Source organism: Paenibacillus sp. FSL M7-0802 (assembly GCF_038004945.1).
Classification (GTDB): domain Bacteria; phylum Bacillota; class Bacilli; order Paenibacillales; family Paenibacillaceae; genus Paenibacillus; species Paenibacillus polymyxa_B.
The window spans coordinates 1,007,247-1,033,263 of the sequence record NZ_JBBOSD010000001.1; the positions used below are offsets into that span (position 1 = coordinate 1,007,247).

A 26,017-nucleotide genomic window follows, 5' to 3' on the forward strand; every position below is an offset into this window, starting at 1 on the left:
ATCCCTTCTCTACTCTGGTGTGGATATTATCGCTATGATAGCAGTATTCATAAATGCGTTCAAGACTTGTATAAAAATGTTTTCAATTTCATTTATGATGTGACAAAGTTGTGAATGTTAACGTATTTAACATCTTTATTTTGTAATTTTCACTTTAATATTAAAAGGTCCCCGGCATAAGACCGGAGACCTATCTTGAATAACAACTGTTACCCGTAAGCTAGTGGTTGTTATTCAAAGCAGCTAAGCAATCAAGTTATTAGCAGTCAAAATACAGGCTATATTCGTGTGGATGAACACGGATGTTCACCGATTTAGCTTCAGAACGTTTGAACTCTACATAGTTATCAATAAAGTCCTTCGTAAATACGCCACCTTCAGTTAAGAATTCGTAGTCAGCTTCCAGAGCATCCAAAGCCTCATCCAATGAACCAGGTACGCTACGGATTTTACCTTTTTCAGCGTCAGACAGCTCGTAGATGTTGGTGTCAAGTGGACCATAACCCAATTCGATTGGGTTCAATTTGCGCTTGATACCATCCAGACCCGCCATCAGCATCGCTGAGAAGGCAAGGTAAGGGTTAGCAGTGGAGTCTGGTGTACGGAACTCGATCCGACAGCCTTTTGGAGTAACAGCCGCTACTGGAATACGTACAGCCGCAGAACGGTTACCTTTGGAGAATACCAGGTTAACTGGTGCTTCGTAGCCAGGAACGAGACGTTTGAACGAGTTTGTGCTTGGATTTGTCAAAGCGATCAATGCAGGAGCATGGTACAGAATACCACCAATGTAATGAAGAGCCATTTCGCTCAGATTAGCATAAGCACCTTTTTCGTAGAACAAAGGAGTGTCGCCATCGAAAATGGATTGGTGAACGTGCATACCACTTCCGTTGTCCCCGAAAATTGGTTTCGGCATGAATGTTGCCACTTTACCATATTGACGAGCTGTGTTGTGTACAATGTATTTATAGACGAGCAGGTTATCTGCTGTTTTCTTGAGTGTGTCAAAACGGAAGTTGATTTCCGCTTGGCCTGCCGTAGCTACCTCATGGTGATGGCGCTCAATTCTCAGACCTGCTTCTTCAAGCAAACGGCACATTTCACTACGGATATCTTGTTGGGTATCTACTGGCGCTACAGGTACATATCCGCCCTTCACTCCCACTTTAAAGCCCAGGTTGCCGCCTTCTTCCTTACGGTTCGTGTTCCAAGCTGCTTCCTCGGAATCTACGAAGAAGGAGGAGCTATTCATGCCGCTTTCGTAGCGAACATCATCAAAGATGAAAAACTCGGACTCAGGTGCAAAAAATGCTGCTGTGCCCACTCCTGCGGATTGCAGAAATGCCTCAGCTTTTTTTGCAATGCCGCGAGGATCGCGGTCGTATTTTTCGCCATCTGGCGTAGCAATGTCACACAGAATATTCAGTGTAGGATGCTGAGTGAAAGGGTCGATAAAAACCGCTTCTGGATCGGGCAGCATAACCATGTCGGACTCCTCGATGCCACGATAGCCGGGAATGGAAGAACCGTCGAAAGCAACACCGTTAACAAATGTTTCTGCATCTACTTCGGAAGCTGGCAATGAAATATGGTGAGCACGACCAGACAAATCTACAAAACGAAAATCTACCCACTCAATATTATTTTCCTGAATTGTTTTCAATACGTTTTCAACGGACATGTCTTCTTCCTCCCAATTTTTCCGAACATTAAGTCTTATACAACCCTGAAATGTTCATGATCGAATGTTTTTTTCTGTCGTCATTATAAATCTCAAACATGACACGGGTCAATAGCTATGTAAGGTATTTTTTAAACTAATGTTAGATATGCTTACGCCCTTGATAACATTTGAATAGCACAAAAAGCCCGAAACATCGGGCTTTTAGGTAATTTAAATCTCATTACTGCGTTGCAGCAAAACTTTTATGCATTAATGTTAAACATTGGTTTTAAGCAATGGTACTAGGCGTGTGAAATGTTTTCCCCACAGCAGGAGCCAATATTTCCAAATCTTTCAGCAAATCTGAAAATTGATCTGGGAACAGAGATTGTACGCCGTCACCCGTCATCGAGTTGTCGGGATCTGTATGCATTTCAATAATTAGTCCGTCCGCTCCGGCAGCGACCGAAGCCTTCGTCATAGGAACAACCAATTCACGTCTACCCGTGCCATGGCTAGGATCAGAAATAACCGGCAAATGGCTCAACTGTTGCAACACAGGGATCGCAGACAAATCGAGTGTATTTCTGGTGTAGGTTTCAAATGTGCGGATACCGCGCTCACACAGCATAACATTCGGATTTCCACCTGCCAAGATGTACTCGGCAGCATTCAAGAACTCGTCATAAGTCGAGCTAAAACCGCGTTTGAGCAACACTGGCTTGCCGCAAGTACCCAACTTGCGCAGCAGATCGAAGTTTTGCATATTACGTGTACCTACTTGCAGGATATCGGCATATTCCGCACAAATGTCTACGTATTCAGGTGTCATAACCTCTGTGATGGTCAGGAGGTCGTGCTTTTGACCTGCCTCAGCCATCATGATCAAACCTTCTACACCAGTTCCCTGGAAGCTATAAGGCCCTGTACGCGGCTTAAAAGCACCACCACGGAGAACTTGCGCACCTGCTGCTTTGACCAATCCGGCAATTTCATCTATCTGTGCAGCAGATTCAACGGCACATGGTCCACCCATAATGACAAGCTCGCCTCCGCCGATATTTACTCCTTTAATGGAGATAACCGTATTTTCCGGATGAAAATCACGGCTGGCCAATTTGTAGGACTTCGATATTTTAACCACATTTTCTACGCCTTTCATTTGACGCAGATGTTCAGCCAACTTGGGCTCTACGCTACCAATCAGTCCGATGATCGTGCGATCCGATCCCCTTGATACATGTGCCTGCAATCCTTCTTTCTCAATAACTTCAACAATAGCTTGAATATGTTCTTCAGGTGTTTGAACACCAGCGATAACGATCATTTTTTTCTTCCTCTCTATGATACATATTTTATTAACCCATTATAGATTGATATTATGACGCTTAGACGCTTGTTCGCTTTTAAGCTTTTATTTGTTAAAGCAACTATACCTGTTTTAGCTATACTCGTCAAGGCTTAATTATCCCGAATTATTCAATATTCTAACTTAGTGAAGCTAACCGAATAATATCTATAAATTAAAACAATTTAAAAAGCCGCTATCCGGATGGTTGTATCCGAATAACGGCTGTAATCAATCACAAACTATTTCGTCGTTTTTGACTTCTCCCGTACAGGAGGCAGCAGTTTTTTCATATCTATGGTTCGCTGAATCTCCCACGTATCCGGGTTAGCCGCATCATACTGCTCCAAATACGTAATAACCTCTTTGGTAATCAGTGTCGGCGTGGAAGCCCCAGAAGTCACAGCCACCTTGGCTACGCCCTCAAGCCACTCCCTCTTCAGCTCGGTCACATCAGAAATACGATAAGCTGTTGTACCAGCAATTTCCTCCGAAACCTGAGCCAATCGGTTTGAATTGTTACTGCGCGGATCACCGACAACGATCACCAGATCCGCCTGTCCAGCCTGCTCAGCTACCGCTTCCTGACGTACCTGCGTCGCCAAACAGATTTCATTGTGTATCTCAGCACCTGGGAACTTCTCCAGCAGCTTCTTCATAATGTGCTTGATGTCCCATTGACTCATGGTCGTCTGATTCGTAATAAGGATTTTGCCAGCTGGTAACGTAAGACTGTCGATTTCTTCTTCCTTTTCAATCAGATGAACATGGTCAGGAGCAATACCGATAGCTCCCTCCGGCTCTGGATGATTCTTTTTGCCAATATAAACAATCTGATAGCCTTCGGCAGACTTCTCTCGAATCAGATCATGCGTTTTTGTGACGTCAGGGCAAGTCGCATCTACCGTAGTCAGCCCCTTGTCTCGTGCCAGCTTGCGAACCTCTGGTGATACGCCATGAGCAGTGAAGATAACAGTGCCGCTCTCTACCTGGCTTAAAATCTCCATACGGTTCGGGCCGTCCAGTGTAATAATCCCTTCGTCTTCAAAGGAATTGGTGACATGACTGTTATGCACAATCATGCCTAATATATAAATAGGCCGGGGTAAGTCCAGATTTCTGGCTGCCTGACGTGCCAATACCATGGCATCGACTACGCCGTAGCAGTAACCCCGGGGCGAAATTCTGAGTACTTCCAAAATGAGCCCCCGCTTTCTTCGACACAGTATACAGCTCCAAAACTGGGCAGCTGTGGGCTTCCACGCCTCTACCGGCCAATTCTATGATGTAGTTGCCTTCCTATTATAGCCTATTCCAAAGGCGCGGAAAAGCTGACCGGAAGCCAGATGACAAATGTCGTTCCTTCTCCTTGGCGCGTAACCACTTCCACAGACCCGTGATGTTCATCAATAATCCACTTGGCAATAGATAGCCCCAACCCAATTCCCTCCGTCACCCCGCGTGACTCATCTGCCCGGTAAAAGCGGTCAAAAATAAAGGGAACCTCACTCTTATCCATTCCAATGCCCGTATCACTGATCCGTAGCCCCACCTGTCCTTGATAAATAATGGCATCAAATCGGACTGTGCCTTCAGGTGTATATTTGAATGCATTATCAATGAAAATGAATAGCATTTGCTGCAAATAATCCTTGCTGCCATCCATATAAATACCATTCAGCAACGAAAAATCTCCCACATTCCATTCGGCCGTTCGCTCTAAAAACTGAGCACGACGGGCAACCTCACTTACAAGCGGTTCCAACGCAACGGGAGTCTTATCGAACGTTTTCCCTGTGTCCGCTCTCGCGAGTGACAACATATCACTCACCAAACGGCTCATCCGTTTGCCTTCATCCGCCATGTCATTTAATGCCTCCATAGAAAGCTCGCGAATCATCTCTTCATCCATATTCGGTCGCTCTCCTGGTTCGGTAGTCCACATTTTGAGCAAAAAATCAACGTTGCCACGGATCGTCGTTAGCGGCGTACGAAGCTCATGGGAAGCATCAGCCACAAAACGACGCTGTGCACCGTACGCATCTTCCAGCTCCTTGTAAAACACCTCTGTACGCCCCAGCATGTTGTTAACCGTCCCGATTAATTGTCCAATTTCATCTGGTGGTCCGTCATATTCAATCCGTACACTCAAATCATTACTGGATTGAATCTGATTTGCCCCCTCAATGACCTTGACCAGCGGCTTCATAGACTTGCGAGCCAGAAAGAGACCTGAGGTCGCAGCAGCGAGTAATGCAAACAACGAACCGTATACAAGCACATTTTGTAACCTGTTCATGAGTCGATCCTGAGAGCCCGTGAATTGTCCTACCTGTAGCAACCCGACCACCAACCCCAACTCCTCGGACTTAATGGGCTGTTGATAAATCATAAAGGAATCCCCATTTACGTTCACACGTCGAATCCCCTCATTTTGAACTGCTCCTGCCGCTGTAGATGGAACAGGGAAGGTGATATTGAGGTCTTTCATATTTTGGGTGGTTTTGGTAACCCCGGACGTATAATTGTAAATTTGTACATATAGCTGTGAGTCATCTATTCCACGCCCCTGCTCCAATCCTAAATCCAGGTTAGGGACTTCAAACAATCCCCCTTTAATAATAAGGCGTAATTGCTTGTTAATCTGTGGCGCCTGAGTCATAAGCTGACTTTTCACTTCATTATATGTGTAGTAATATACTAGTCCGTAAATAGCCAGACCAAAAATGACAAGTACAATAGCCAAGATGCTCGAATACCAAGCTGTCAGCCGCCACCGAATAGACATATTACACATCACCTCTTAAAATATAGCCAGCTCCCCGAATTGTACGAATGAGCCGTTTACCGCCATCCTGCTCCGTTTTTTGTCGTAGCATGGCAATATATACTTCCAGCACATTCGATTCTCCGCTATAGTCATAGCCCCAAATTTTGTCCATAATCAGATCACGCGACAGAACACGCTTGGGGTTTTGCATGAACAAATGGAGCAGTTCAAATTCTTTGGCTGTCAGTTCCAAGCGTTTGCCGCCACGAACCACTTCACGGGATTCGTTATCCAGTTGTAAATCCTCGAAGGTAAGTCGATTTCCGTTATTGTCCTGTTGTTCGGTTTTACGCCGCAAAAGCGCTCGCACTCGCGCCAGCAGCTCCTCCAGAGCAAACGGCTTGACGAGATAATCATCGGCCCCTAGATCCAAGCCCTTAACCCGATTCTCAACCTCATCCTTGGCTGTAAGCATCAGGACAGGTACCGTGCTTCCACCCTCCCGCATGCGACGGCATACCTCAAAACCATCGACCTGCGGCATCATTACATCCAGCACGACCACATCAGGCTCAGCTGTCAGCATTTTATTTAATCCCTCTGCTCCATTGGCGGCTGTCAGCACTTCATAGCCTTCAAATGCCAGCCCTCTGCGTAGCATGGAAACAATTTTTTCATCGTCATCAATAATCAGAATAGTAGAACGCATACACGATCGAACTCCTTTATCTCTTCTTTTCCCTCTATTGTAGCAGGAGTAGACGCGTGTAGCATCTGGCTGCTCCATACAGCAAGAAACGGAAGGGATCTTCCTTCCGTTTCTTGCGTGCACATGTTCATTTTTGTAGAGTTATCAGCTTATTGCTGAAGCGTCGAGCTAAAGTCATTTTTGTTGCCTATTTTCAGCTGAACATCTTTTTTCTGCCCAGCTCGTTCGATGTTAAGCGTCAGTGCTGTACCCACTTTTTGTTTTTGAATGAACTGGATCAGCTCTTGTGATGTGCTATAAGGCGTGCCATTGGCTCCGATAATCACATCGTAAGGACGCAGATCGGCCTGATAAGCTGGCGATTTGTATATAATATCCCGTACTACCGAGCCTTCGGTTAGGGATGTGCCCAATTCTTTGGCTACTTCAGGACTCAAATTTAACAGACTTGCACCAATGAAAGGTACAGGTTCTTTCGGGATAGGCTGGTTATTTTTCAGCTTATCGACGACTTCCAAAATTGTATTGGACGGAATCGCAAACCCGATTCCCTGTGCGTCTGCACTAACAGCTACGTTCATACCGATAACCTGCCCTTGCAGATTTAACAGCGGTCCGCCAGAGTTACCAGGGTTAATGGACGCATCCGTCTGAATGAGATGCTTGTATTGCGTCGGTTTTCCAGTCGATTCACTATTAATGGTGATCGTACGTTCTTTCGCACTTAGCACCCCGGCTGTTACCGAATGCTCAAAGCCTTCAGGGTTGCCGATTGCGACCATCCACTCGCCGACTTTAGCGTTATCGGAGTCACCCAAAGTTACTGTCGGAAAGTTGTTTTTGCCTTCAATTTTAAGTACCGCCAAATCAAGATCAGCATTTTTGCCCAAGACTTTGGCTTCGTAAGGCTTATTAGTTCCCTCTACTGTAACCTGAACCACACTCGCGCCTTCAACAACATGGTTGTTGGTTAGGACGTAACCCGATTTATCAAAAATAAAACCGGAACCAATACCAAGCGGAGTCAGCTGCCCGCTGTTGCTACCTTCATTTTCATTACTGTTACCGCTACTGCCACTGTCACTGTCACCATACTGATTACCGAAAAAGTATTGATACAGCGGGTCATTGTAATAAGGGCTGCTTTGTCTGCCGCTACTACCACTGGTTTGTTTGGCAAGCGTTTCGATTTTGACGACTGCCGGACCAGCCTTGGCCACAACAGATTGAACATCAGCGGTACCTGAAGGCATCACAGCCGGAACTGCGCTTGGAGTCGAGCCAGTTGTTCCTGAATTAGTCGTTTCTCCACTTTCAGCTGCCGCCGAAGTTAACGCCGTCTCGGGTGTGAACATATTTGTTCGGTCAGCTGTGTACATCAATACCGTAATGACCAGCATCCCAGCCAAAAAAGATAAGAAAATTGTTTTCACCTGCGACTTGGGCTTATTCGGTTTGAATTGCCAGTTGCCACCATTCCGACCCGAACCATCCTGTTGCTCAGGCATAGCGCGATGGTATGAGGGAGGAAGAGGTCTCACTGCCTGTGGTGGCGTAATCTCAACATCCTTTTCCACCGACTGCCCTTCCTTACGTTGTCCGTCCGATTGAACTGAAGAAAAAGGGCCGTAAGAATAATAATATGAGGAACCGTTCGAATCGTTTTGCCGAGTTGCATTATCGGTATCAACCTGATCGTTGTCGTTCCGGCGTCCGGAGTTATTATTTTTAAATTCGTCCATTGTATATCTCCTCCCAAACCCTATGCTTCAAGGTGGTGTTGTTTAACTGACTTTATTTTGCACTTTAAACCTTAATTCCACCTTAAAAACAATTAAAAAGGAGATAAAACCTTAGACCTATTGTACCTATTCACTTTCACTTAAAACGAAATGCCCCGGATATAATCCGGAGCATTATCAATTGTATATGCTTTTTTATTTCGTGTTAAAGTTTTCGTCAAACTTTTCGTTCGGTGTTTGAGCATTGTTTTGAACTTTGTTGCGACTGGAGTTTTGAACTTTTTGAGCTACAGCGCCTGTACCGCCTTGTTCTGTTGCAAATTCTTCATCATACTTCTCATTTGGTGTCTGAAAGTTGTCTTGAATTTTATTTTGTTCAGACTGCTTTACCTTTTGTGAAACGACACCTACCGTATTGTCTTGTGCAAATTCCGCTTTGAACTGATTTCCTGCGCTTGCCTTGAAGCCTTTGTTCGTGAAAGAACTTCCGCCTTGATTTGGCATAATTCTCAACCTCCCAGTATGTTTTGCGGGATAAGCTCATCCCGCAACATAGTATGTGATGTTGGAAAAAACAATATTCAAGGATTATATGGAAGCATCCAGTGTCGCGGTCGGAATAGTTTTATGCGTTTCTATCGCCTTTTGGAGCGATTTGACCATCTTTTCTGTACATTTTCCGTTCCCTTTTTTTATAATTTGAACATCCACATCTTTCTTGCCCCATTCAGAATACACCTGCCGGGTTGTTTTAAAATACAAGTCAATTTTATTGCCCTTAATCGCAGAACCTGTATCTGCTACAATCCCGTATCCGTAACCTGGAATGTACAATATGCTTCCCAAAGGAAACGTTTTGGGATCAGCCGCAATCGTAGACAGTGTGTTCTTGTCACGACGCACTTTTACACCGGAATACGTAATACCGTAACCGGGATGACTTGGCCGTTTGCCAGTCGATTCATAGCCTGCTGTATATCCTGTTGCCGTGACCGTCATGGTCGTAATAACCTGCTCTTCGCGTGGAGCTAAAACAGGTGTGGACTGCCATTTTTTATGCTGGACCGGTTCTTTTTGACCGTAAACTTCATTGCCGGGCAATACCAGACAGGTTGCAATTAACACGGTTCCCAAAATCCGTTTCCATACCAACATGGATCTCATAAAAAACCTCCCCTTGAGGCAAAGGCTTTCCAGAAATCCATTAGTTTATACGAACAGATTATTATTTTTGAACATCCTGACCTGGATAAAGTCTGCTCAGTTTCACTTTATCTTCAAAAATATGCAGGAGTGTCCGCACTATGGGGGTGTGTTCATCGTCTGTGTGCAATATAATGGAAGCAGGAGAAATCGAAATAAGGGTGCTCACGATTCGATCCTCGACCTCCATTTCCAATTCAATGCCTGGCATCTCGACAATGATGTCATCTGCATCAGGAATCGGTATGGGCACCATGGCACTATCCAGAATCGTAAAATTATGTCCGCCTTGGTGAAGTACGTGTACGAGCGGAACTTTGCTTTCCTGAAAAAAAACAAAATATTTAAGCAGCCCCATAAATTCTTCGTATTGCCGATCTGCCCAGAATTCTTCCATAGCATAGTCGACGATTTCTTCAAGCTCTTTTTTATACGCATGGAGCCTAAATTGAATCAGCCCTTCCAAATTGATCACACGAAGCTCCTTAAAATCCTTCTCCAGGAGAGTAGTCAGCTTACCCTGACGCTTCAAACGACCTCTGGGGCCATCATCGTTTAACAGTGAACGAATCATACTGCGAATTTGCTCTGCATCCTCTTTCTCCAGCAACGAACAGGCTTTGGTGAGAATGAGATTGAGCAGCCCCCACTCCTTGACTTCGATAATATAATCCGCTATTGCCGAAGACATGATGCTGTATACACAGGGGAGAAAGCTTTCAAACGCCGAATTGCTTTCTGTGCCCTTGCAGGTCCATGCCACTTTGTTATCCAGCTGTCTGAAAGTGAATCGAAATCCGCGCCGTGACATATGTAGTCCCTTTGTTCTACTTTTGACCACTTCGTAAAACCGGTCGGTTTCCTGATCTCCGTCTGTATTGGTCCACACTGTAAACAGTTCCATTGGCTCACTCCTTTCGATCACTGCTTTCAGTATATGGCGGCCTCTGAAGGGTTATACGAAGTGAACGACTGGAAACAGAAAGACATATTCAAAAGAGGATGATCTGGTTTCAAAAAGCCGGTTGGCGTGTTATAAACATTACTGTGATATAGGAAAAAAACCGAAAGACGTTTGAATATTTAGGGTGGGGTATGTTAAGGTTATAGTAATATGAATTTTTCACAAGAGGGAGGAGATAAGATGTCAACGATGCTGAACATGCTGCGTACATTCATGATCGTCATATTGAGCCTCGTTCAGATTTTGTCCCTTCCTGTGACGTTTCATGCGGAAGACACCACTCAATCCCTTCAGTTTACGGCGGGATCTTCTCTTATGCCTCATGCTGATATTTCCTCGTTAGAAACAGACTCTCACGGTCTGGAGCATCATTCCAAACCAGCTATACGCAAGTCCTCCCCTTTACTTCATCTGGTGATCGCTGCGGCCAAATCACTTCCCTTTGTCATTTTGATAGCGCTTGTGCTGCTATTGAGCATCCCTAAACTACGTCTGCCTTTTATTCCTGTCATTTGCAAACTAAAGAAGCAATTGTACTTGTTCCCCATCAAATTCACCTCTAGTTATGTGGCTTAACCTCCCTTTGCATGCACATCACCACATTCGCATGTATATTTGTTAATATTTTCCAATGACTGTAATACGTAAGTGTATGTATCAGGTTTTTTACGTTAATTCATAAAATTTAATACAAAAAGAAAGTTTCCATGTCACTCCCAAAGTATGTGATTTATTTCCCATACCATTCATTTAAATAACGTATCGTACAGGAGGCTTTACAAATGGATATTCGAGAGTCTATTTTGCCAGGAATCGGGATTAAGTATCGAATAGATGCAGAGAGCGGCGACCGAATTGTCATTATTATTCATGATGATGGCAGGCGCGAGTTGTATCACTTTGATTACGAGGATCTGGAACAAAGTATTTCTATGACAACCCTGAATGATCAGGAAGCGCGATTGGTAGCCTCCATCATCGGTGGTATGACCTATAAGCCCAAACAGCTTGAAAGTGTAGAAATGACGTTTGACGATTTTATTATCGAATGGTATAGAGTGGAATCTCATTATGCAAGTGTCGGCAAATCCATTGGTGAGCTGGATGTAAGGCAAAATTCGGGAGCCACTGTTATTGCCATTGTGGAGAAAAAAGGAAAGAAATATGTAAATCCTGGTCCTGAAGTGATTATTAACGATGATGCCACTGTAGTCGTTGTTGGGGAACGCGATCAGCAAAAACGCTTTAAACAAATCCTTATGAACGGAAGCGGGTGATTGGATGGATCATCTGGTATTTGAGGTTGGATTGGCTATTGCTCTCATCGCTGCAGCCGGACTTATTTCCTCCAAACTGCGCTTCTCGGTCATCCCTTTTTATATCCTGATCGGAATGGCAGTTGGACCGCATGCGATGGAGCTATGGCATTTTGATTTTCGCTTTATCGAAAGCGCCCCATTTATTGATTTTATGGGAAGAATCGGAGTGCTGTTTCTTCTCTTCTACTTGGGTCTCGAGTTCTCAGTAGGTCGGTTAATTAAATCAGGCCGTTCCATTGCCGTGGGCGGCACCATTTATATTGGCATCAATTTTACACTGGGGCTGGCTCTTGGCTTCCTGAGCGGCTTTCCTGTAGCAGAGACACTGGTTATAGCCGGAATTACAACAATATCATCCAGTGCTATTGCTGCGAAGGTGCTGGTAGATCTCAAGCGGACTGCCAATGCTGAAACTGAAATGATTTTGGGCATTATTATGTTCGAGGATGTTTTCCTCGCCGTATACATCTCCATCCTCTCCGGATTGGTTCTTAGCGATTCATCCTCGCTCGGGGGTGTGCTGCTATCAGCGCTAATCGCGCTAGGCTTTATGCTTGCAGTCATTATTATCGGCCGTAAGGCCGTCCCTCTGTTAAATCGGATTCTCCGTATTCGCTCCAATGAGGTATTCGGACTTGTTGTTTTCGGCTCTCTATTTCTGGTGGCTGGTTTTTCGGAAACGATTCATGTGGCGGAAGCTATCGGCGCCCTGTTGGTCGGTTTGGTACTGGCCGAAACGGAACATGCCAAACGTATCGAGCATTTAATTGTTCCTTTCCGCGATTTCTTTGGCGCCCTGTTTTTCTTCAGCTTTGGATTATCCATTGATCCACTGTCCCTGGGAGGAAACGCGATATGGCTTGCACTGGCAGCAGTCGTCCTCACGTTGTTTGGTAACATTTGGGCAGGAATGCTGGCTGGGCGTACGGCCTCCTTATCTCCCAAAGCGTCAGCAAATATCGGCCTGACCATTGTGGCACGGGGTGAATTTTCGATTATCATGGCCAACTTGGGGAAAGAAGGCGGTTTGCTTGATATTGTTCAACCCTTTGCAGCCATCTATGTACTCATACTGGCGATTCTTGGACCACTTCTGACAAAGCAGTCAAAACCTATTTTTAATATGTTAAACAAAATATTTAAGTTCAAGGACCCCCGCCTACGAAAGGAAGAAAGTAACTCGGCGTAACTGTAAAAGCTGGATACGACAATCCATAGGAGGGAAGGCTATGCCGCACGCTGTAAAACATGCCGAAACTCTATGAGGCGGCTTGTGAAGCCCGCTTCAGGAGATGCGAGCAGGTTCCCTGTCTTTTATACGGTGATTGGCGGAATTACGGCATCCGTCGGTCTGGAATTGTTTTTGCATCCGCATGATATGATCGCTGGAGGCGTCACGGGGATCTCCAGACTCATGTCGCTTTATACACAGGAGCATTTTGGGTTACTGCTATTCGTTTTGAACTTGCCACTCATGCTGCTGTATTCTCTGTCTACTCACAAACCCATGCTGCTTCGTGCACTACCCGGCTTGTTCGCCTTTTCGGGCTCAGCCATCATTCTTTCGCCTTTTCCGGCAGTGAGCGGCCATCCGGTCGTATGTGCTTTGGGCGGCGGAATCTGTATAGGGCTTGGCGCAGGGCTGGCAGCTCGTCACGGTGGTCTGCTCGATTCACTAGGACTTAACGAGTCAGACGATAGCCGTCCATCCACATTATTGCTAACACATCGCAAGATTCCGTTAATACAGATTGTTATGCTGTGTAATGGTCTGCTGCTCATTACGGCTGGCTTTGTGCTAGGCTGGGAGCCAGCTCTCTATTCAGCCTTATCCTGCCTCGCCGCCTATGAAACGACCCGGCTGATGTTTACCGGTCTGACGCGTATGGTTTGTGTTGTCAGCAAGAAACAGCAAACCGTCGAGGATGCCATATATCGCATGCTGCGTATACACAGCACGCCTGTTGGAGGCTATGCCCAGATAGAGAGCAAGATTAAAAGCGAATCTGAGGATAAAAAAGAACAAATGGTCATCGTTTACAGCGTTCATCTGTTGGATTTGCAGCGCTTTAAGGCAGTCATCCAAATGGCAGACCCGCAGGCTGAGATCATGTATATGAAACGATGGAAAGCATAGCAAAGTAACACATCAAAAAACGCTTATCTACACTAATCCTTGTACATAGATTAGTGATGGATAAGCGTTTTGTAATTAACAATATATTAACGGATATTAATTTTGCATGATAAAATCATGTTCAATACTGCTGGCACTGTCAAAAGTACGAATAATATCATAACGGGTATTGCGCTGTGCTGGAACGTGACCCGTCTCGCGGATCAACTGTAGAATGGATTCAATGTTAACCTTATACGTTGCGCCTGCAGCGGAAACTACGTTTTCCTCAATCATGGTGCTGCCAAAATCATCGCAACCGTAGTACAACGATTTTTTACCGATTTCAGGTCCCATGGTTACCCATGAAGACTGAATATGCTTGATGTTATCCAATACAAGACGACTGATCGCAACGGTCTTCAAATATTCCTCCGGCGTCTGGCGTTCCTTCTTCAGATTGGTGTTGTCTGGCTGGAAGGTCCAAGGAATAAAGGCCAAAAATCCTTCAGAATTATATTTGTTTTCAATGCATTCGTCCTGAGCATCACGAACACGCAACAAATGCAGCGCACGCTCCTCCATCAACTCGCCAAAGCCGATAACCATCGTAGCAGTCGTGTTCATCCCAACCTTGTGAGCCGTTTGCATCACATCCATCCAATCACGCCAAGAGCCTTTGAGACGGCTAATTTTGCGGCGTGTGCGGTCATCCAAAATTTCTCCGCCTCCACCCGGAAGCGAATCCAATCCAGCTTCATGAATGGCTCGAATCGTGTCTTCCATGGATAGACCGGATTTTTCCTTCATTTTGTGAATTTCAGCTGGCGAGAAGGAGTGCATCGTAATATCGGGAAAACGCTCCTTGATAGCTTTCAGCAAATCCGTATAATAACTGAACGGCAGATTCGGATTCACACCGCCTTGCATTAGAATTTCGGTGCCACCTACATCCTGCGTTTCCTTGATCTTCTGAAAGATCACCTCGTCCGGCAAAACATAACCTTCATCAGAACCCGGTCTACGGTAAAAAGCGCAGAAGCGACAATATACGTCACATACGTTCGTATAGTTAATATTTCGTCCGATGACGAAGGTTTTAATGGGATCGGGGTGCATGCGATTCATAACTTTATTCGCCGCATGACCTATTTTTTCTACCTCATCTGATTCGAACAAAGCAACGGTATCCTCTAAATTCAGGCGTTCGCCGCGTAGGGCTTTATCTAAAATATGGTCGATTACACTCATGGTGTATCCTCCTTCGCTGTCACAGGGCGACGAAATGAAAGACAGGACTTATGAACGAGAATGCTTTCACAAACCTGCGTTCGAACCCTGCCGTAATGTATGTTCATGACTGGCCTTGTATGTTGTCTGTGCTATTTAGCATAGTAAAACCTAATGATAATACTAACATATCTTTAGGTAAGGAACCATACTTATTCCCGCTTCTTTCTGCTTTTCACCTAGGAAAACAGGCAACTGCCAAGCTTGTCTCAACATTGCATATAGCCAAGAAATAAGAAAATAGAACTGAAAAGTGCATTTTTTCACACTGTCCTTCATGTCATTCTTATAGAAAACAGCAAGCCTCCTGAATGAATGGAAACTTGCTGTTTAGTACTGTACATATTTGCTCCCTGCCTGAAAACGACAAAGATACTACTGATGTGCTAACGCTCTAGCGCAGCGCCTCATCCAGATCACTAATCAGGTCGTCAATATCCTCCAGACCTACGGAGAAACGAAGTAATCCGTCCGTAATCCCGCGCTCCAATCGTACACTATGGGGCATAGCCGCGTGTGACATCATCGCCGGATACGACAAGATGCTTTCCACAGCTCCCAGACTCACCGCTACAATTGGAATACGTACGCGACTGAGGACTTCTTTTGCACGCTCACCAGAACCCACATCAAACGATATCACTGCACCATAACCGCTGGATTGACGCTCATGAACTTCACGTCCTGGATGATTCTCCAGACCCGGGTAGTACACCGCCTCAATGTCGTTGCGCTCGTTCAGCCAATTGGCGAGCTTTGCTGCACTCTTTTCGCTGTGAGCCATACGAGCCTCCAGCGTCTTCATACCGCGCATGAGCAACCATGACTCCTGCGGAGCCAGCACGGTACCCAGTCCATTTTGGAGCTGCTTGATTTGTCTCCCCAGCGATTCGGTACGTGCTACTGCAAGTCCTGCCAGCACATCGCTGTGTCCGCCCAGAAACTTGGTCGCACTGTGCAATACAATATCGACACCCTGCTCAATCGGACGTTGATAATAAGGTGTCATAAAAGTATTATCCAATAGCGTCAAAAGTCCGTTATCCTGTGCCCAAGAGGTTATTCCTGCTACATCGGTAATTTTGAGAGTCGGATTGGACGGGGTTTCCATATATACAGCCCTTGTATTCTCCTGCAACGCCTCTTTCACAAGGTTGAGGTCCGTCATGTCAACGAAGGTCGTTTCGATATTCATCCGTTTCAAAATGGAGGTCAGCAGTCGATATGTTCCTCCATATACGTCCTCGGAAACAATGACATGATCTCCAGCAGACAAGAGCATAAATGTAGTAGAGATGGCCGCCATACCTGATGCAAAAGCAAAACCGCTAGCTCCGCCTTCTAATAAGGCGATATAATCCTCCAAAGCTTGTCGTGTCGGATTACCTGAACGGCTATAGTCATGCTGTGGAGGATTAAAAATATCATGATGGTGAAAGGTAGAAGCTTGATAGATCGGGACGCTCGAAGCCCCCGTAACACTGTCAATTTCAGAGCCGAAATGCAGCAGCTTGGTAGCGAACTTCCGCTCTTTGTCCAGATCCTGGCCGATCCTTCTCGCATCCTCTATCATTGCTGCTCCCCTCCTTCTACTTCTTGACGTGCCGCTTCCAGCGCCGAACGCAAATCTTCAATTAGGTCGTCTGTATGCTCAATGCCGACGGAGAAACGCAACAGCCTGTCATCTACCCCGACTGCATCCCGAATTTCTGCTGGTATGTCCGCATGTGTCTGCACAGCGGGATAGGTCATTAGCGATTCCACACCGCCGAGACTTTCCGCAAACGCAATGAGCTTAATGTGACGAAGCAAAGGCTCCACATAACGAGCATCCTTTACTTTAAAGGAGAAGATACCCGTATTTCCGCTGGATTGTTTATTTTGAATCTCACGACCTGGGTGGCCTTCGAGAGCTGGATAAAATACTTCCGCCACCGCCGGATGCGTCAGTAAATAGTTAGATAGCACTGTTGCATTATGCTGATGTCGGTCCATACGCAGCGCTAACGTCTTCATCCCCTTCATCAACTGATAGCAGTCGCTCGGGGAAAGCACGGCCCCTATGGAATTGTGCAGGAAGGAAATTTCAGCTGATAGCTCTTTGCCTTTGGTTACGATCAACCCTGCCAGCACATCGTTGTGTCCGCCCAAATATTTGGTTGCGCTATGTACCACAATATCCGCGCCCAGCTCCAATGGCCGCTGGAAATATGGGGTTAGCAGCGTATTATCTACAATGGTAAGCAACTGATGTTGTGATGCCCACTCGGCAACCGCTCGAATATCAGTGATCATCATTAACGGATTTGTAGGTGTTTCTATGAATACAGCTTTGGTATTCGGTCGACATGACTGTTCGAGTGCTTCAAGATCATTCGTATCCACATAACTTGCTGTTACACCAAATTTAGATAAAATACGCTCCAGCAAGCGATATGTCCCGCCATACAGATCCAGCGATACAATGAGGTGATCTCCCTGTCCAAACAATGCAAATACCGTTTGCAGCGCCGCCATACCTGAGCTACATGCAAAACCTGCATCACCAGATTCAAGTGCAGCAGAAGCCTCTTCCAGTACCTTTCGCGTGGGATTGATCGTCCGAATGTAATCAAATCCTGTGCTTTGACCTAGACGGGGATGGCGGAACGCCGTAGATTGGTAAATCGGGTAATTAACAGCCCCGGTTACTGGCTCCTCTACTGAACCGATTTGTGCCAATCTGCTTTCGATTTTCCACTGTTTCTCACTCATATGAATCCTCCTGTTAACTTCCATAGTGGGTGCTATAACATATCCTGCAAAAATGGATGTCAAAGACTATACTGCTGCGCTACTGCAAGGTGGTACTGTACAAGGGTAAACTACAAGCCCCTTTTTAAATCTGGGGCCCGATATCGTAAGGTGTTTCTTGGTATACATAATAGTTCAGCCAATTCGAGAATAATAAATTGGCGTGCGCTCGCCAGATTGAGGGCGGTGTGCGCTTGGGATCATCATTAGGGAAATAATTTTTGGGGACTTCAACTTCCATTCCTTTGCCCACATCGCGGTCGTATTCCCATTTCAGGGAAAGCGGGTCATATTCAGAATGCCCAGTTACAAAAATTTGTTTACCGTCAAGCGTGGCTACGAGGTACACTCCAGCTTCCTCGGATTCGGATAAAACTTCTAATTCGGTAATATGATCAATATCTTCCCGCCGAACCTCCGTATGTCTGGAGTGAGGAGCATAAAACAGTTCATCAAAGCCGCGTAGCAATTTTACTTTAGGTTTAATCACAGTGTGTGGAAATACGCCAAAGCATTTGTAGTCGAGCCCGTATTTTGGGACATCGAAATGATGGTATAAGCCTGCCTGTGAGGCCCAACAGATATGCATGGTCGAAGTTACATTCGTTTTCGTCCATTCAAAGATTTGCTGGATCTCCTCCCAGTAGTTCACATCCTCAAACTCAAGCTGTTCAACCGGGGCTCCTGTAATGACCATGCCGTCAAAACGACTGTTCTTGATCTCGTCAAACGTTTTATAGAACATGTTCAAATATTCTTGCGATGTATTTTTGGATACATGAGATTTCATGTGCACCAGCGTGACGTCCACTTGCAGCGGCGTATTGCCGACCAAGCGCAACAGTTGGGTTTCCGTCGTCTCCTTTGTCGGCATTAAATTCAAAATGGCGATACGCAACGGACGAATATCCTGATGATAAGCCAAGCTTTCATCCATTACGAAAATATTTTCGCCCTCCAGCACTTCCTTGGCAGGTAGCGTGTCTGGGATTTTAATCGGCATGTAAACTCACTCCTTGTTCGGTAAGTTTTGCGAAAATCGTCTTGTTGAGATGCCGGGCATATAATAAAAAGACCTTTCTCAGGTTAGAGAAAGGTCATATTTGTATCCATATGCGCCTCTCTCATCTGTCAGGGCAACGCTCTTTGTACAAAGCGCGCGTCCTGCAAGAATTAGCACCGTGCGATTAAAATCGCCGGTTGCCGGGTATCATCGGGCTAGTCCCTCCACCTGCTCTTGATAAGATTTCGCTATATTCATTTTAGGTTCACAAAGTTCTTGTTGTTCACTTTAATGCATCGGCTGGGCTTCGTCAAGATGGGACTTTTAAATTTGTACCCTGCATTCACATTTTGTCTACCTTTTCCATAGGTTAAATCATATCCCTCCTATCGTTGAAGCTCTTGCCACTACTGTTGATTTAGCCCATGATTTTGCGCTTGAAAGGCCGTAGGCCGAGCGTTATACTATACAAGTGCTATTAGGCAAAAATATGGAGCAGTAGTGCAGATTTGAGTGTTTCCTGCGATACTGTGGCAATCTAAAAAAGAACATTTGAGAGGTGAATCCGGAATGGAAGGCGACCCGAGTCCGAATAGGCGGCGATCCCTGAACAACAGCATAGGAATGACTTCAGCTTGCCGAAAGACGGGACGCCAGGCTCTGCATGCTCCAAAAGCCTCCGGCTTTTGATGGGAGTGCACGCTTACCCGCACCGGCTAACTGGCTAACTGAGTCCATTCCTTATGCTTAAGGTAAACGTATTTCCGTTACGACGGAGCATAAGGAGTGACATATATGAAAATCCGTTTGGTCAACAACGGGGTTTTTACCCCTGTCGAAGAAATTGAAATGGCGCTTACTGCACCGGCAGAAGGTTTTTATTGGATTGATGCCGATGTCGATGATTTGGCAGTGCTCCAGCCTTTATTTTCCATGCATGATCTTGCAGTAGAAGACTGTTTGAGTGAAGAAGAACAGCGTCCGAAGATTGAAATTTATGAAAGCCATTATTTTATCGTTGTAAATAGCATTCGTTTTGATGATGAAGAAATATTTTTGCGAGCTTTGAACATTTTTCTCGGCCGCCATTTTATCATTACGGTGACCAAGCAGAAAATAAATGAGCTTCGTACCCTCAAGCCTATGCTGTGGGAGCAAGAAGTCAGCCAGCCTGACCGTTTTATGTATCTGTTGGTCGACTTGATTGTTGACAACTATTTTCTGGTTGGTGACCGGATTGAGGTCCGCATTGAGAAGCTGGAAGAAGATATTCTAATGCATACGAAAAAGTCGCATTTGAACGAAATCATCGGCTTACGAAGTGAGATTCTGTGGCTGAAAAAAGTGCTGGGTCCACAAAAAGAAGTCATCAATACCCTGAACAAACGGGATTTGCGGCTCATCGACGATCAATTGCAAAAATATTTCAGCGACATTTATGAAAATGCTGTGAAAATTTCGGAGACTTTTGAAACTTACCGCGACTTGATGGGTAACCTTCGAGAAGCTTATCAATCCAGTATCGCCAACCGTGCCAATGAAATTATGCGTGTGTTTACGGCAATTACGACCGTATTTATGCCATTGACAGTCATTACCGGAATATATGGGATGAACTTCGATAATATGCCTGAGCTTCATACACGTTATGGCTATTTTGTCGTCATTGGTATTATGGTGGCATTAGGTGTCAGTATGTTCTGTATTTTCCGCAAGAAAGACTGGGTTTAAAAAGAACAGGGGGGAAAAGTACCGAGTTGGATACTTTTTTCGATTTTCAGCTTGGTCATAAAAAGCAGCAGCCGTGTCCTGTGTGGAACTCGCTGCTGCTTTTTAGTATGTTGAACCCTGAATGTACTTTAATACTTTAGCTTTATTCAATCAGTTCTATATTATCCAACATGTCGGTCGGGTACCTGCTGATGACGAAACCGTATACGGATCAGACGCAGACGCTCGTAAATTTGATCCAGTCCTGTTTCGGTTGCCTTTTCTTCCCCATACACTTTCAGCATGACGGGCTTGAGCAGCGCATCCCCCAACTCTTCATAAGCAGACCAGATGGCTGCCTGCTCCTCCTCAGATACATTCACCAACTCCTTGCGGATCAGCTTCTCCATATCAATGCCATCCCTGTCCAAATGCTCCACAGCTTCAATCATCTCTCTACGATGCAAACCTGTCTTCATTCCGATATGCTCCAGTGAAAGACCGTCCGAAATGCCTTCGATAATCGTTCTAGTTAGGCTGAATTTGTTCAGCTCCTGCCTGTACTGGTTCTCTTTTTGCTTGTATAGCCATGACAAAAAAACTTCTTCTTCCAGCGTCTCTGTTACCCAGTTCAACGGAAATGGCGTGGTCCGGTCATTTTGTGTCGTAATAGCCAATAGCTCCGTCCCATATTGCGACACCTTACCCTGACCCATACCAGGCAGTTCCAACAGTTCTTCTTCGGTATGGGGAAGATAGACGCTAATGAGTCGAAGCAGCCGATTCGTAGCGATAAAATAAGGTGCTTTTCGTTCCGTTGCTGCCTTTTGCCGTCTCCACATCGTCAACTGCTCATACACTTCATCACGTGGAAACAAATCACTGTAGCAATACAGCTTTTGCAGCGTTTGTCCTCGTCCTGATGATCCTTCTTGCTCATGAAATACGCCATGGATTAAGGGCCTATAGCCCTCAGCCATTTTGAGCGCCAGCTCATGACGGTATACATGTAGTAATTCCTGCCACAAGCTGCCCTCATACCAAAGGTCGTCTATACTTTCATCCGGGACATGCTGTGTGCTCCAGCCTGCACTCCATCCCCCTTCATGCTGCCCAATCCATACCTGAGCAAAGTCCTCATAGCCCTGTTCATTTCGTTTGGACAAGCGATTTAAAAATACAATATCCATGATTTCTTCCTCCCTCATATCGTTGAAAGACAGTCCCGCACAACACAAAAACGCAAAAAAAAGCACCCATCCTGCGTATTCGCAAGAAAGGTGCTTCCCTTTTTGAGCCGTACTATACTGTTGCCTATATAATAACCGTACCTTGGAGTGCCGTCAACCATAAATTCTAATGATTCAGCTTTTCCTTTGCCAATGCCAGAGCACCGCACAATCCAGCATTGTCACCCAATCCCGGAGATACGATATATTGCTCAATATCTGTTGCCAGACTCGAATGCTGTACGTATCCGTTCAAAAGTTCTTGAAGCTTGGTACGAATGAGCGGGAACAGTTGGTCCTGCTTCATCACTCCCCCGCCCATAATAATTTTTTGCGGTGACAGGATTAATACATAGCTCATTAAAGCCTGTGCCAGATAGTACGCTTCCATTTCCCAGGCCGAGTGATCGACAGAAAGCTCATGTCCTTTAACCTTCCATCTTTTTTCGAGCGCAGGACCTGCTGCCAGTCCCTCCAAACAATCTCCGTGATAAGGACATGTCCCCTCGTAAGTATCTTCTGGGTGACGACGTACCAGAATATGCCCCATTTCCGGGTGGGATAATCCATGTATCAGCTTTCCACCAACCAAAGCACCCGCCCCGATGCCTGTACCTATCGTAATATACAGACAGTTGTCCAATCCTTTGGCGGCACCCCAAATAGACTCACCAAGTGCTGCTCCATTCACATCCGTGTCAAACCCCATAGGCACATCAAAATGCTCTTTCAGTTTGCCAATCAGATTGTAATTTCCCCAATGTGGCTTTGGCGTTGTTGTAATATAGCCATATGTATCACTACCTTCGATAGGATCAATCGGCCCGAACGAGCCTACGCCCAATGCTTCAATGCCCTTGCCTTCAAAAAATGCGATGACATTCTCCATTGTTTCTGCTGGGGTGGTTGTTGGAAAGCTCGCCCGTTCCAGTACCTCTCCACGTTCGTTGCCAATTCCACATACAAATTTGGTACCGCCTGCCTCAATTGCTCCCAATACTGTCATAGTTGCTGTTGTCCCCTTTCGATAATCCGGTTCTCTCTCCACTATATTCACCTGAAATGTACCTGAGGTCAATCCCCTTATCGCAATTGTATATAATCCTTCACATGACTATATAACTCCGTCGACATATGGGTATACAAATAAGGACACTAACGCATCAAGCGTCAGCATCCCTATATTACTTACTTTACCTGAATTGTACGTACCAAGCCTAACAGCTTCATTAAGATCCGGTTGCGACACCCATCAATGTACACAAGCTTTTCATTTCAAGCTGCTCAAACTTGTCTACAATTTGCACGTGATCCAGCGTCAGCAGACAGCTATCCAAAGCACATGCTACAGGTACACCACAGTGAATTTCAGCAAGTTTGCGTGAAAGATGCAGCATATCCAAATCACTCTCAATTTTTTTACGGACCGAGGGTGTTAATTGATCCAGATTCTCCAGAATGCCCTCAATAGAGTCGTATTCCTGCACCAGCTTGAGTGCCGTTTTCTCACCTATACCTCGTACTCCTGGATAATTATCGCTTGCATCCCCCATCAGGCCTTTAAGGTCCACCACTTGGCGTGGCTTAAGCCCTTTTTCAGTCAGCAGGGTCTCCGGAGTGTATACCATATAATTGCCGTGCCCTTTTTTCATAATAATGACCCGTGTCCGCTCATCCACTAATTGAAGTAAATCATGATCTCCTGAGAGAATCATTACATCCATGTCCTCATTTTGCGAATAATGACGTGCAAGCGTACCGATACAATCATCGGCTTCAAAGCCTTCCGCTCCAATGTTGGGTATGCCGAGGCTGTCCGTCACTTCACGAATCAATGTAAATTGGGGAATCAAATCATCCGGTGCGTCGGCTCGGTTTCCTTTATACGCAGCAAAATGTTCCCCACGGAATGTCGTTCCGCCCATATCCCAGCAGCAAATGACATGTGTAGGATTAAACGTTTGGACTGCATCCCAAAAATATCGAATAAAACCATAGATGGCGTTCGTTGGCACCCCAGCTTTTGTACGACGGATATAACCGTTTGCGGCGGTTGCATAATAAGCGCGAAATAGCAGGGCCATGCCGTCAACCAGCATTACGGATTGTTCATTGCGTTGTGTCACAGATTGTATTGCTCCCATTCATCATAATATTTAACCCCCACAGTATAACATATCGTGAGTGTAAATTGGGCGTTATTGAGCTCCCCATGTGTCCTCAAATGTTTCCTCTTTGAATCCTATCGTTACTTTGTTCCCGTCGGTTACAATCGGGCGTTTGATTAATCTTCCATTCGAGGATAAAAGCGAAATTTGCTCTTCACGACTCATGTCTCCAAGCTTATCTTTCAGCTTTAGCTCTTTGTACACCTCACCGTTTGTATTAAAAAACTTTTTCAGCTCCAGCCCGCTTTTTCGAATTAAATCTTCCAATTCCTCCGGGCCGGGCGGCTGTTCAAAAATAGGAATAAGTTCCGTCTCATGTCCCTTGTTTTGCAGCCATTTCACTGCATTACGACAGGTACTGCATTTAGAATACTGATATACTTTCAGTTGGCTCATCGCTAGATTAACCTCCATTTGGTTTCGATAGCTTATTTATATTTTATTCTGAAAAATATTGCGCTCTTAATAGCTCCTGCATTTCAGCCATATCTTCAGGTAGAGGAGCATAGAACGTCAGCCGCTCCCCGGTTACAGGATGCTCCAAGGACAGTTCTGAGGCATGCAAGGCTTGTCGAGGCATCCTGGCATCAAGCTGATCATATCGCTCACGTTGCGCAGCATCATCGGGTGTAATCCGGTACATTTTATCTCCGATCAACGGACAACCGATATAAGTCATATGCACTCGAATTTGGTGCGTACGCCCGGATTCCAACTTTAGTCCGATGCGACTTCCCCCGTTCCACACTTCCTCCAGCTTATACAGCGTAAGGGCAGGATAACCATCCGGGGTCACCATACGTAAATGCGGATTATCCGGGCTGCGGTCAATTGGTCCGTCTACCTTACCTTCCTGCAGCTCAGGACGCCCATGCACCAGAGCCGTATAGCGCTTATCCACCGTTCCCGCAATCATCTGCTCAGAAATATGCTGGTGTACATACGGATTTTTGGCTACTACCAGCACACCCGTCGTCTCTTGATCAAGACGATGAACAGGACGAAACCGGAACAGTTCTCCCTTGGCCTGCCAATAATGCACAACCCCATTAGCCAGTGTTCCTGTGTAATGACCGTGAGTCGGATGGACAATCATACCCGCCGCCTTGTTCACCACTAACAAATGTTCATCCTCAAACAATATCTCAAAAGGAATGGGTTCAGGTAAAATATCATCAGAACGCTCGCGCTCCATGCGAATTTCTACTTGATCCCCGGACTTTACCTTAACGCTGATGTACACACGTGTCCCGTTCAGCATAATACCTTGCTCGGTCAGCTTGAGTTTGGATATTAACTTTCGAGAAATGTTCATACGTTTTTGTAAAATAGTCTTCAACAGCATGCCCTCCTCCTCAGGAGGGATCGTATATACGATAGGTTCATAGTACAAGCTCATCACAAATTCCCGGTTGCCTCCTTATTTGCGGAACACTTTTTTGCTGCGCACATATTCGACATCGGGCACACCCTGACGGACATTCGCTGTGCGAGCAACGGCAAAGAAATAATCGGAAAGACGGTTCAAATACCGACGTACCGCCGGATTGATGTCCGTATGTTTACCTAGTGTAACAGCACGGCGTTCCGCGCGTCGGCAAACCGTACGGCAAACATGAAGCGTTGAGGATAATGTGCTACCACCCGGTATAATAAAACGCTCCACCTTCGGATTTTCCTCCTGACATGCATCAATCCAGCCTTCCAGTCGCTCTGCCAGCTCGTCTTTCACCTTATATTTGCTTTCACTGATTTTAACAAACGCCAAATCCGAACCACAATCAAACAGCTCCTGCTGTATTTCCTCCAATTGAGTCCGAATATCCGCAAACTTTTCCCCTTCGGCAAAGCTGATCGCTTGTCCTACAAAGCTGTTCAGCTCGTCAATTGTACCGTATGCCTCCACACGGTCATCATCTTTGGACACTCGACCTCCAATCACAGAAGTTTGTCCTTCATCACCTGTTCTGGTATAGATCCCCATATT

At 45.6% G+C, this 26,017-nt stretch carries 24 protein-coding genes and 1 riboswitch; of the genes, 5 read left to right on the forward strand and 19 right to left on the reverse strand.

What is annotated here, in order from left to right; all coding sequences use genetic code 11:
* Positions 1-259 precede the first annotated feature (259 nt).
* The 9 genes from glnA to MHB54_RS05170 all read right to left on the reverse strand — a co-directional run bounded on the left by glnA (position 260) and on the right by MHB54_RS05170 (position 10,342).
* Positions 260-1,684 (reverse strand): type I glutamate--ammonia ligase, encoded by a 1,425-nt coding sequence (gene glnA, locus MHB54_RS05130; RefSeq protein ID WP_023987803.1) that lies wholly within the window; start codon positions 1,682-1,684, stop codon positions 260-262.
* A 271-nt stretch (positions 1,685-1,955) separates the two neighbouring features.
* A complete protein-coding gene (gene aroF / locus MHB54_RS05135; protein WP_023987802.1) occupies positions 1,956-2,993 on the reverse strand; it encodes a 3-deoxy-7-phosphoheptulonate synthase in 1,038 nt (345 codons plus the stop codon).
* Positions 2,994-3,256: 263 nt separating this feature from the next.
* Positions 3,257-4,213 carry a 4-hydroxy-3-methylbut-2-enyl diphosphate reductase gene (locus MHB54_RS05140; RefSeq protein ID WP_013309434.1) on the reverse strand — a complete coding sequence of 319 codons (957 nt, stop codon included), beginning with the start codon at positions 4,211-4,213 and terminating at the stop codon, positions 3,257-3,259.
* A gap of 110 nt (positions 4,214-4,323) precedes the next feature.
* Positions 4,324-5,802, reverse strand: a complete 1,479-nt coding sequence (locus MHB54_RS05145) for a sensor histidine kinase (protein ID WP_013309433.1) — start codon at positions 5,800-5,802, stop codon at positions 4,324-4,326.
* A gap of 1 nt (position 5,803) precedes the next feature.
* On the reverse strand, positions 5,804-6,493 hold the full coding sequence (locus MHB54_RS05150; RefSeq protein WP_013309432.1) for a response regulator transcription factor: 690 nt from the start codon (positions 6,491-6,493) through the stop codon (positions 5,804-5,806).
* 149 nt (positions 6,494-6,642) lie between these two features.
* Complete coding sequence (locus tag MHB54_RS05155) at positions 6,643-8,235, reverse strand: S1C family serine protease (RefSeq protein ID WP_264454007.1); 1,593 nt, start codon at positions 8,233-8,235, stop codon at positions 6,643-6,645.
* Between the two features lie 195 nt (positions 8,236-8,430).
* Complete coding sequence (locus tag MHB54_RS05160) at positions 8,431-8,739, reverse strand: hypothetical protein (RefSeq protein ID WP_023987799.1); 309 nt, start codon at positions 8,737-8,739, stop codon at positions 8,431-8,433.
* An 84-nt stretch (positions 8,740-8,823) separates the two neighbouring features.
* Positions 8,824-9,399 carry a 3D domain-containing protein gene (locus MHB54_RS05165; protein WP_264454008.1) on the reverse strand — a complete coding sequence of 192 codons (576 nt, stop codon included), beginning with the start codon at positions 9,397-9,399 and terminating at the stop codon, positions 8,824-8,826.
* A 61-nt stretch (positions 9,400-9,460) separates the two neighbouring features.
* Positions 9,461-10,342 carry a putative sporulation protein YtxC gene (locus MHB54_RS05170; protein ID WP_023987797.1) on the reverse strand — a complete coding sequence of 294 codons (882 nt, stop codon included), beginning with the start codon at positions 10,340-10,342 and terminating at the stop codon, positions 9,461-9,463.
* A 240-nt stretch (positions 10,343-10,582) separates the two neighbouring features.
* On the opposite strand from MHB54_RS05170, the gene MHB54_RS05175 reads away from it, so the two are divergent.
* The 4 genes from MHB54_RS05175 to MHB54_RS05190 all read left to right on the forward strand — a co-directional run bounded on the left by MHB54_RS05175 (position 10,583) and on the right by MHB54_RS05190 (position 13,858).
* Positions 10,583-10,978, forward strand: a complete 396-nt coding sequence (locus MHB54_RS05175; RefSeq protein WP_025723301.1) for a hypothetical protein — start codon at positions 10,583-10,585, stop codon at positions 10,976-10,978.
* A gap of 206 nt (positions 10,979-11,184) precedes the next feature.
* Positions 11,185-11,679: a cation:proton antiporter regulatory subunit gene (locus MHB54_RS05180; protein WP_025723302.1), complete on the forward strand. Its 495-nt coding sequence runs from the start codon at positions 11,185-11,187 to the stop codon at positions 11,677-11,679.
* Between the two features lie 4 nt (positions 11,680-11,683).
* Positions 11,684-12,910 (forward strand): cation:proton antiporter, encoded by a 1,227-nt coding sequence (locus MHB54_RS05185; RefSeq protein WP_023987794.1) that lies wholly within the window; start codon positions 11,684-11,686, stop codon positions 12,908-12,910.
* Between the two features lie 84 nt (positions 12,911-12,994).
* A complete protein-coding gene (locus MHB54_RS05190; protein ID WP_264454010.1) occupies positions 12,995-13,858 on the forward strand; it encodes a YitT family protein in 864 nt (287 codons plus the stop codon).
* Positions 13,859-13,954: 96 nt separating this feature from the next.
* Here MHB54_RS05190 and mqnC read toward each other — a convergent pair whose 3' ends face one another.
* The 4 genes from mqnC to metA all read right to left on the reverse strand — a co-directional run bounded on the left by mqnC (position 13,955) and on the right by metA (position 18,923).
* Entirely contained in the window at positions 13,955-15,088 is a 1,134-nt protein-coding gene (gene mqnC, locus MHB54_RS05195) for a cyclic dehypoxanthinyl futalosine synthase (protein WP_023987792.1), read from the reverse strand.
* A gap of 433 nt (positions 15,089-15,521) precedes the next feature.
* Positions 15,522-16,700, reverse strand: a complete 1,179-nt coding sequence (locus MHB54_RS05200; protein WP_028542955.1) for an aminotransferase class I/II-fold pyridoxal phosphate-dependent enzyme — start codon at positions 16,698-16,700, stop codon at positions 15,522-15,524.
* Positions 16,697-17,881, reverse strand: coding sequence for a PLP-dependent transferase (locus MHB54_RS05205; protein ID WP_023987790.1), 1,185 nt, complete (start codon positions 17,879-17,881; stop codon positions 16,697-16,699). Before MHB54_RS05205 ends, MHB54_RS05200 begins: the two co-directional genes overlap by 4 nt.
* Positions 17,882-18,005: 124 nt before the next feature.
* Entirely contained in the window at positions 18,006-18,923 is a 918-nt protein-coding gene (metA, locus tag MHB54_RS05210; RefSeq protein ID WP_023987789.1) for a homoserine O-acetyltransferase MetA, read from the reverse strand.
* Between the two features lie 118 nt (positions 18,924-19,041).
* Positions 19,042-19,167, reverse strand: a riboswitch (SAM riboswitch).
* Positions 19,168-19,718: 551 nt separating this feature from the next.
* Here metA and corA point away from each other — a divergent pair.
* Complete coding sequence (gene corA, locus MHB54_RS05215) at positions 19,719-20,654, forward strand: magnesium/cobalt transporter CorA (protein ID WP_023987788.1); 936 nt, start codon at positions 19,719-19,721, stop codon at positions 20,652-20,654.
* A gap of 161 nt (positions 20,655-20,815) precedes the next feature.
* Here the strand turns inward: corA and MHB54_RS05220 are convergent, their stop codons facing one another.
* The 6 genes from MHB54_RS05220 to MHB54_RS05245 all read right to left on the reverse strand — a co-directional run bounded on the left by MHB54_RS05220 (position 20,816) and on the right by MHB54_RS05245 (position 26,014).
* Positions 20,816-21,823, reverse strand: a complete 1,008-nt coding sequence (locus MHB54_RS05220) for an HRDC domain-containing protein (RefSeq protein WP_023987787.1) — start codon at positions 21,821-21,823, stop codon at positions 20,816-20,818.
* A gap of 166 nt (positions 21,824-21,989) precedes the next feature.
* Positions 21,990-22,868, reverse strand: a complete 879-nt coding sequence (locus MHB54_RS05225) for an ROK family protein (RefSeq protein WP_023987786.1) — start codon at positions 22,866-22,868, stop codon at positions 21,990-21,992.
* A 223-nt stretch (positions 22,869-23,091) separates the two neighbouring features.
* Positions 23,092-23,988 (reverse strand): 5'-3' exonuclease, encoded by an 897-nt coding sequence (locus tag MHB54_RS05230; protein ID WP_013309415.1) that lies wholly within the window; start codon positions 23,986-23,988, stop codon positions 23,092-23,094.
* 72 nt (positions 23,989-24,060) lie between these two features.
* Entirely contained in the window at positions 24,061-24,426 is a 366-nt protein-coding gene (locus tag MHB54_RS05235) for an arsenate reductase family protein (protein ID WP_264454012.1), read from the reverse strand.
* A gap of 43 nt (positions 24,427-24,469) precedes the next feature.
* Positions 24,470-25,429, reverse strand: coding sequence for an RluA family pseudouridine synthase (locus tag MHB54_RS05240; protein ID WP_264454847.1), 960 nt, complete (start codon positions 25,427-25,429; stop codon positions 24,470-24,472).
* Between the two features lie 21 nt (positions 25,430-25,450).
* Positions 25,451-26,014 carry a cob(I)yrinic acid a,c-diamide adenosyltransferase gene (locus MHB54_RS05245; protein ID WP_028542959.1) on the reverse strand — a complete coding sequence of 188 codons (564 nt, stop codon included), beginning with the start codon at positions 26,012-26,014 and terminating at the stop codon, positions 25,451-25,453.
* Between the last annotated feature and the right edge of the window lie 3 nt (positions 26,015-26,017).

Coding starts and splice junctions, on each gene's coding strand:
- MHB54_RS05180 (WP_025723302.1), top strand. CDS start 11,185: ATGGATATTCGAGAGTCTATTTTGCCAGGAATCGGGATTAAGTATCGA.
- MHB54_RS05245 (WP_028542959.1), bottom strand. CDS start 26,014: ATGGGGATCTATACCAGAACAGGTGATGAAGGACAAACTTCTGTGATT.
- MHB54_RS05170 (WP_023987797.1), bottom strand. CDS start 10,342: ATGGAACTGTTTACAGTGTGGACCAATACAGACGGAGATCAGGAAACC.
- corA (WP_023987788.1), top strand. CDS start 19,719: ATGAAAATCCGTTTGGTCAACAACGGGGTTTTTACCCCTGTCGAAGAA.
- MHB54_RS05185 (WP_023987794.1), top strand. CDS start 11,684: ATGGATCATCTGGTATTTGAGGTTGGATTGGCTATTGCTCTCATCGCT.
- MHB54_RS05220 (WP_023987787.1), bottom strand. CDS start 21,823: ATGGATATTGTATTTTTAAATCGCTTGTCCAAACGAAATGAACAGGGC.
- MHB54_RS05175 (WP_025723301.1), top strand. CDS start 10,583: ATGTCAACGATGCTGAACATGCTGCGTACATTCATGATCGTCATATTG.
- MHB54_RS05150 (WP_013309432.1), bottom strand. CDS start 6,493: ATGCGTTCTACTATTCTGATTATTGATGACGATGAAAAAATTGTTTCC.
- MHB54_RS05145 (WP_013309433.1), bottom strand. CDS start 5,802: ATGTCTATTCGGTGGCGGCTGACAGCTTGGTATTCGAGCATCTTGGCT.
- MHB54_RS05225 (WP_023987786.1), bottom strand. CDS start 22,868: ATGACAGTATTGGGAGCAATTGAGGCAGGCGGTACCAAATTTGTATGT.
- metA (WP_023987789.1), bottom strand. CDS start 18,923: ATGCCGATTAAAATCCCAGACACGCTACCTGCCAAGGAAGTGCTGGAG.
- glnA (WP_023987803.1), bottom strand. CDS start 1,684: ATGTCCGTTGAAAACGTATTGAAAACAATTCAGGAAAATAATATTGAG.
- MHB54_RS05165 (WP_264454008.1), bottom strand. CDS start 9,399: ATGAGATCCATGTTGGTATGGAAACGGATTTTGGGAACCGTGTTAATT.
- MHB54_RS05160 (WP_023987799.1), bottom strand. CDS start 8,739: ATGCCAAATCAAGGCGGAAGTTCTTTCACGAACAAAGGCTTCAAGGCA.
- MHB54_RS05235 (WP_264454012.1), bottom strand. CDS start 24,426: ATGAGCCAACTGAAAGTATATCAGTATTCTAAATGCAGTACCTGTCGT.
- MHB54_RS05200 (WP_028542955.1), bottom strand. CDS start 16,700: ATGATAGAGGATGCGAGAAGGATCGGCCAGGATCTGGACAAAGAGCGG.
- MHB54_RS05240 (WP_264454847.1), bottom strand. CDS start 25,429: ATGAGCTTGTACTATGAACCTATCGTATATACGATCCCTCCTGAGGAG.
- aroF (WP_023987802.1), bottom strand. CDS start 2,993: ATGATCGTTATCGCTGGTGTTCAAACACCTGAAGAACATATTCAAGCT.
- MHB54_RS05205 (WP_023987790.1), bottom strand. CDS start 17,881: ATGAGTGAGAAACAGTGGAAAATCGAAAGCAGATTGGCACAAATCGGT.
- mqnC (WP_023987792.1), bottom strand. CDS start 15,088: ATGAGTGTAATCGACCATATTTTAGATAAAGCCCTACGCGGCGAACGC.
- MHB54_RS05155 (WP_264454007.1), bottom strand. CDS start 8,235: ATGGACGAATTTAAAAATAATAACTCCGGACGCCGGAACGACAACGAT.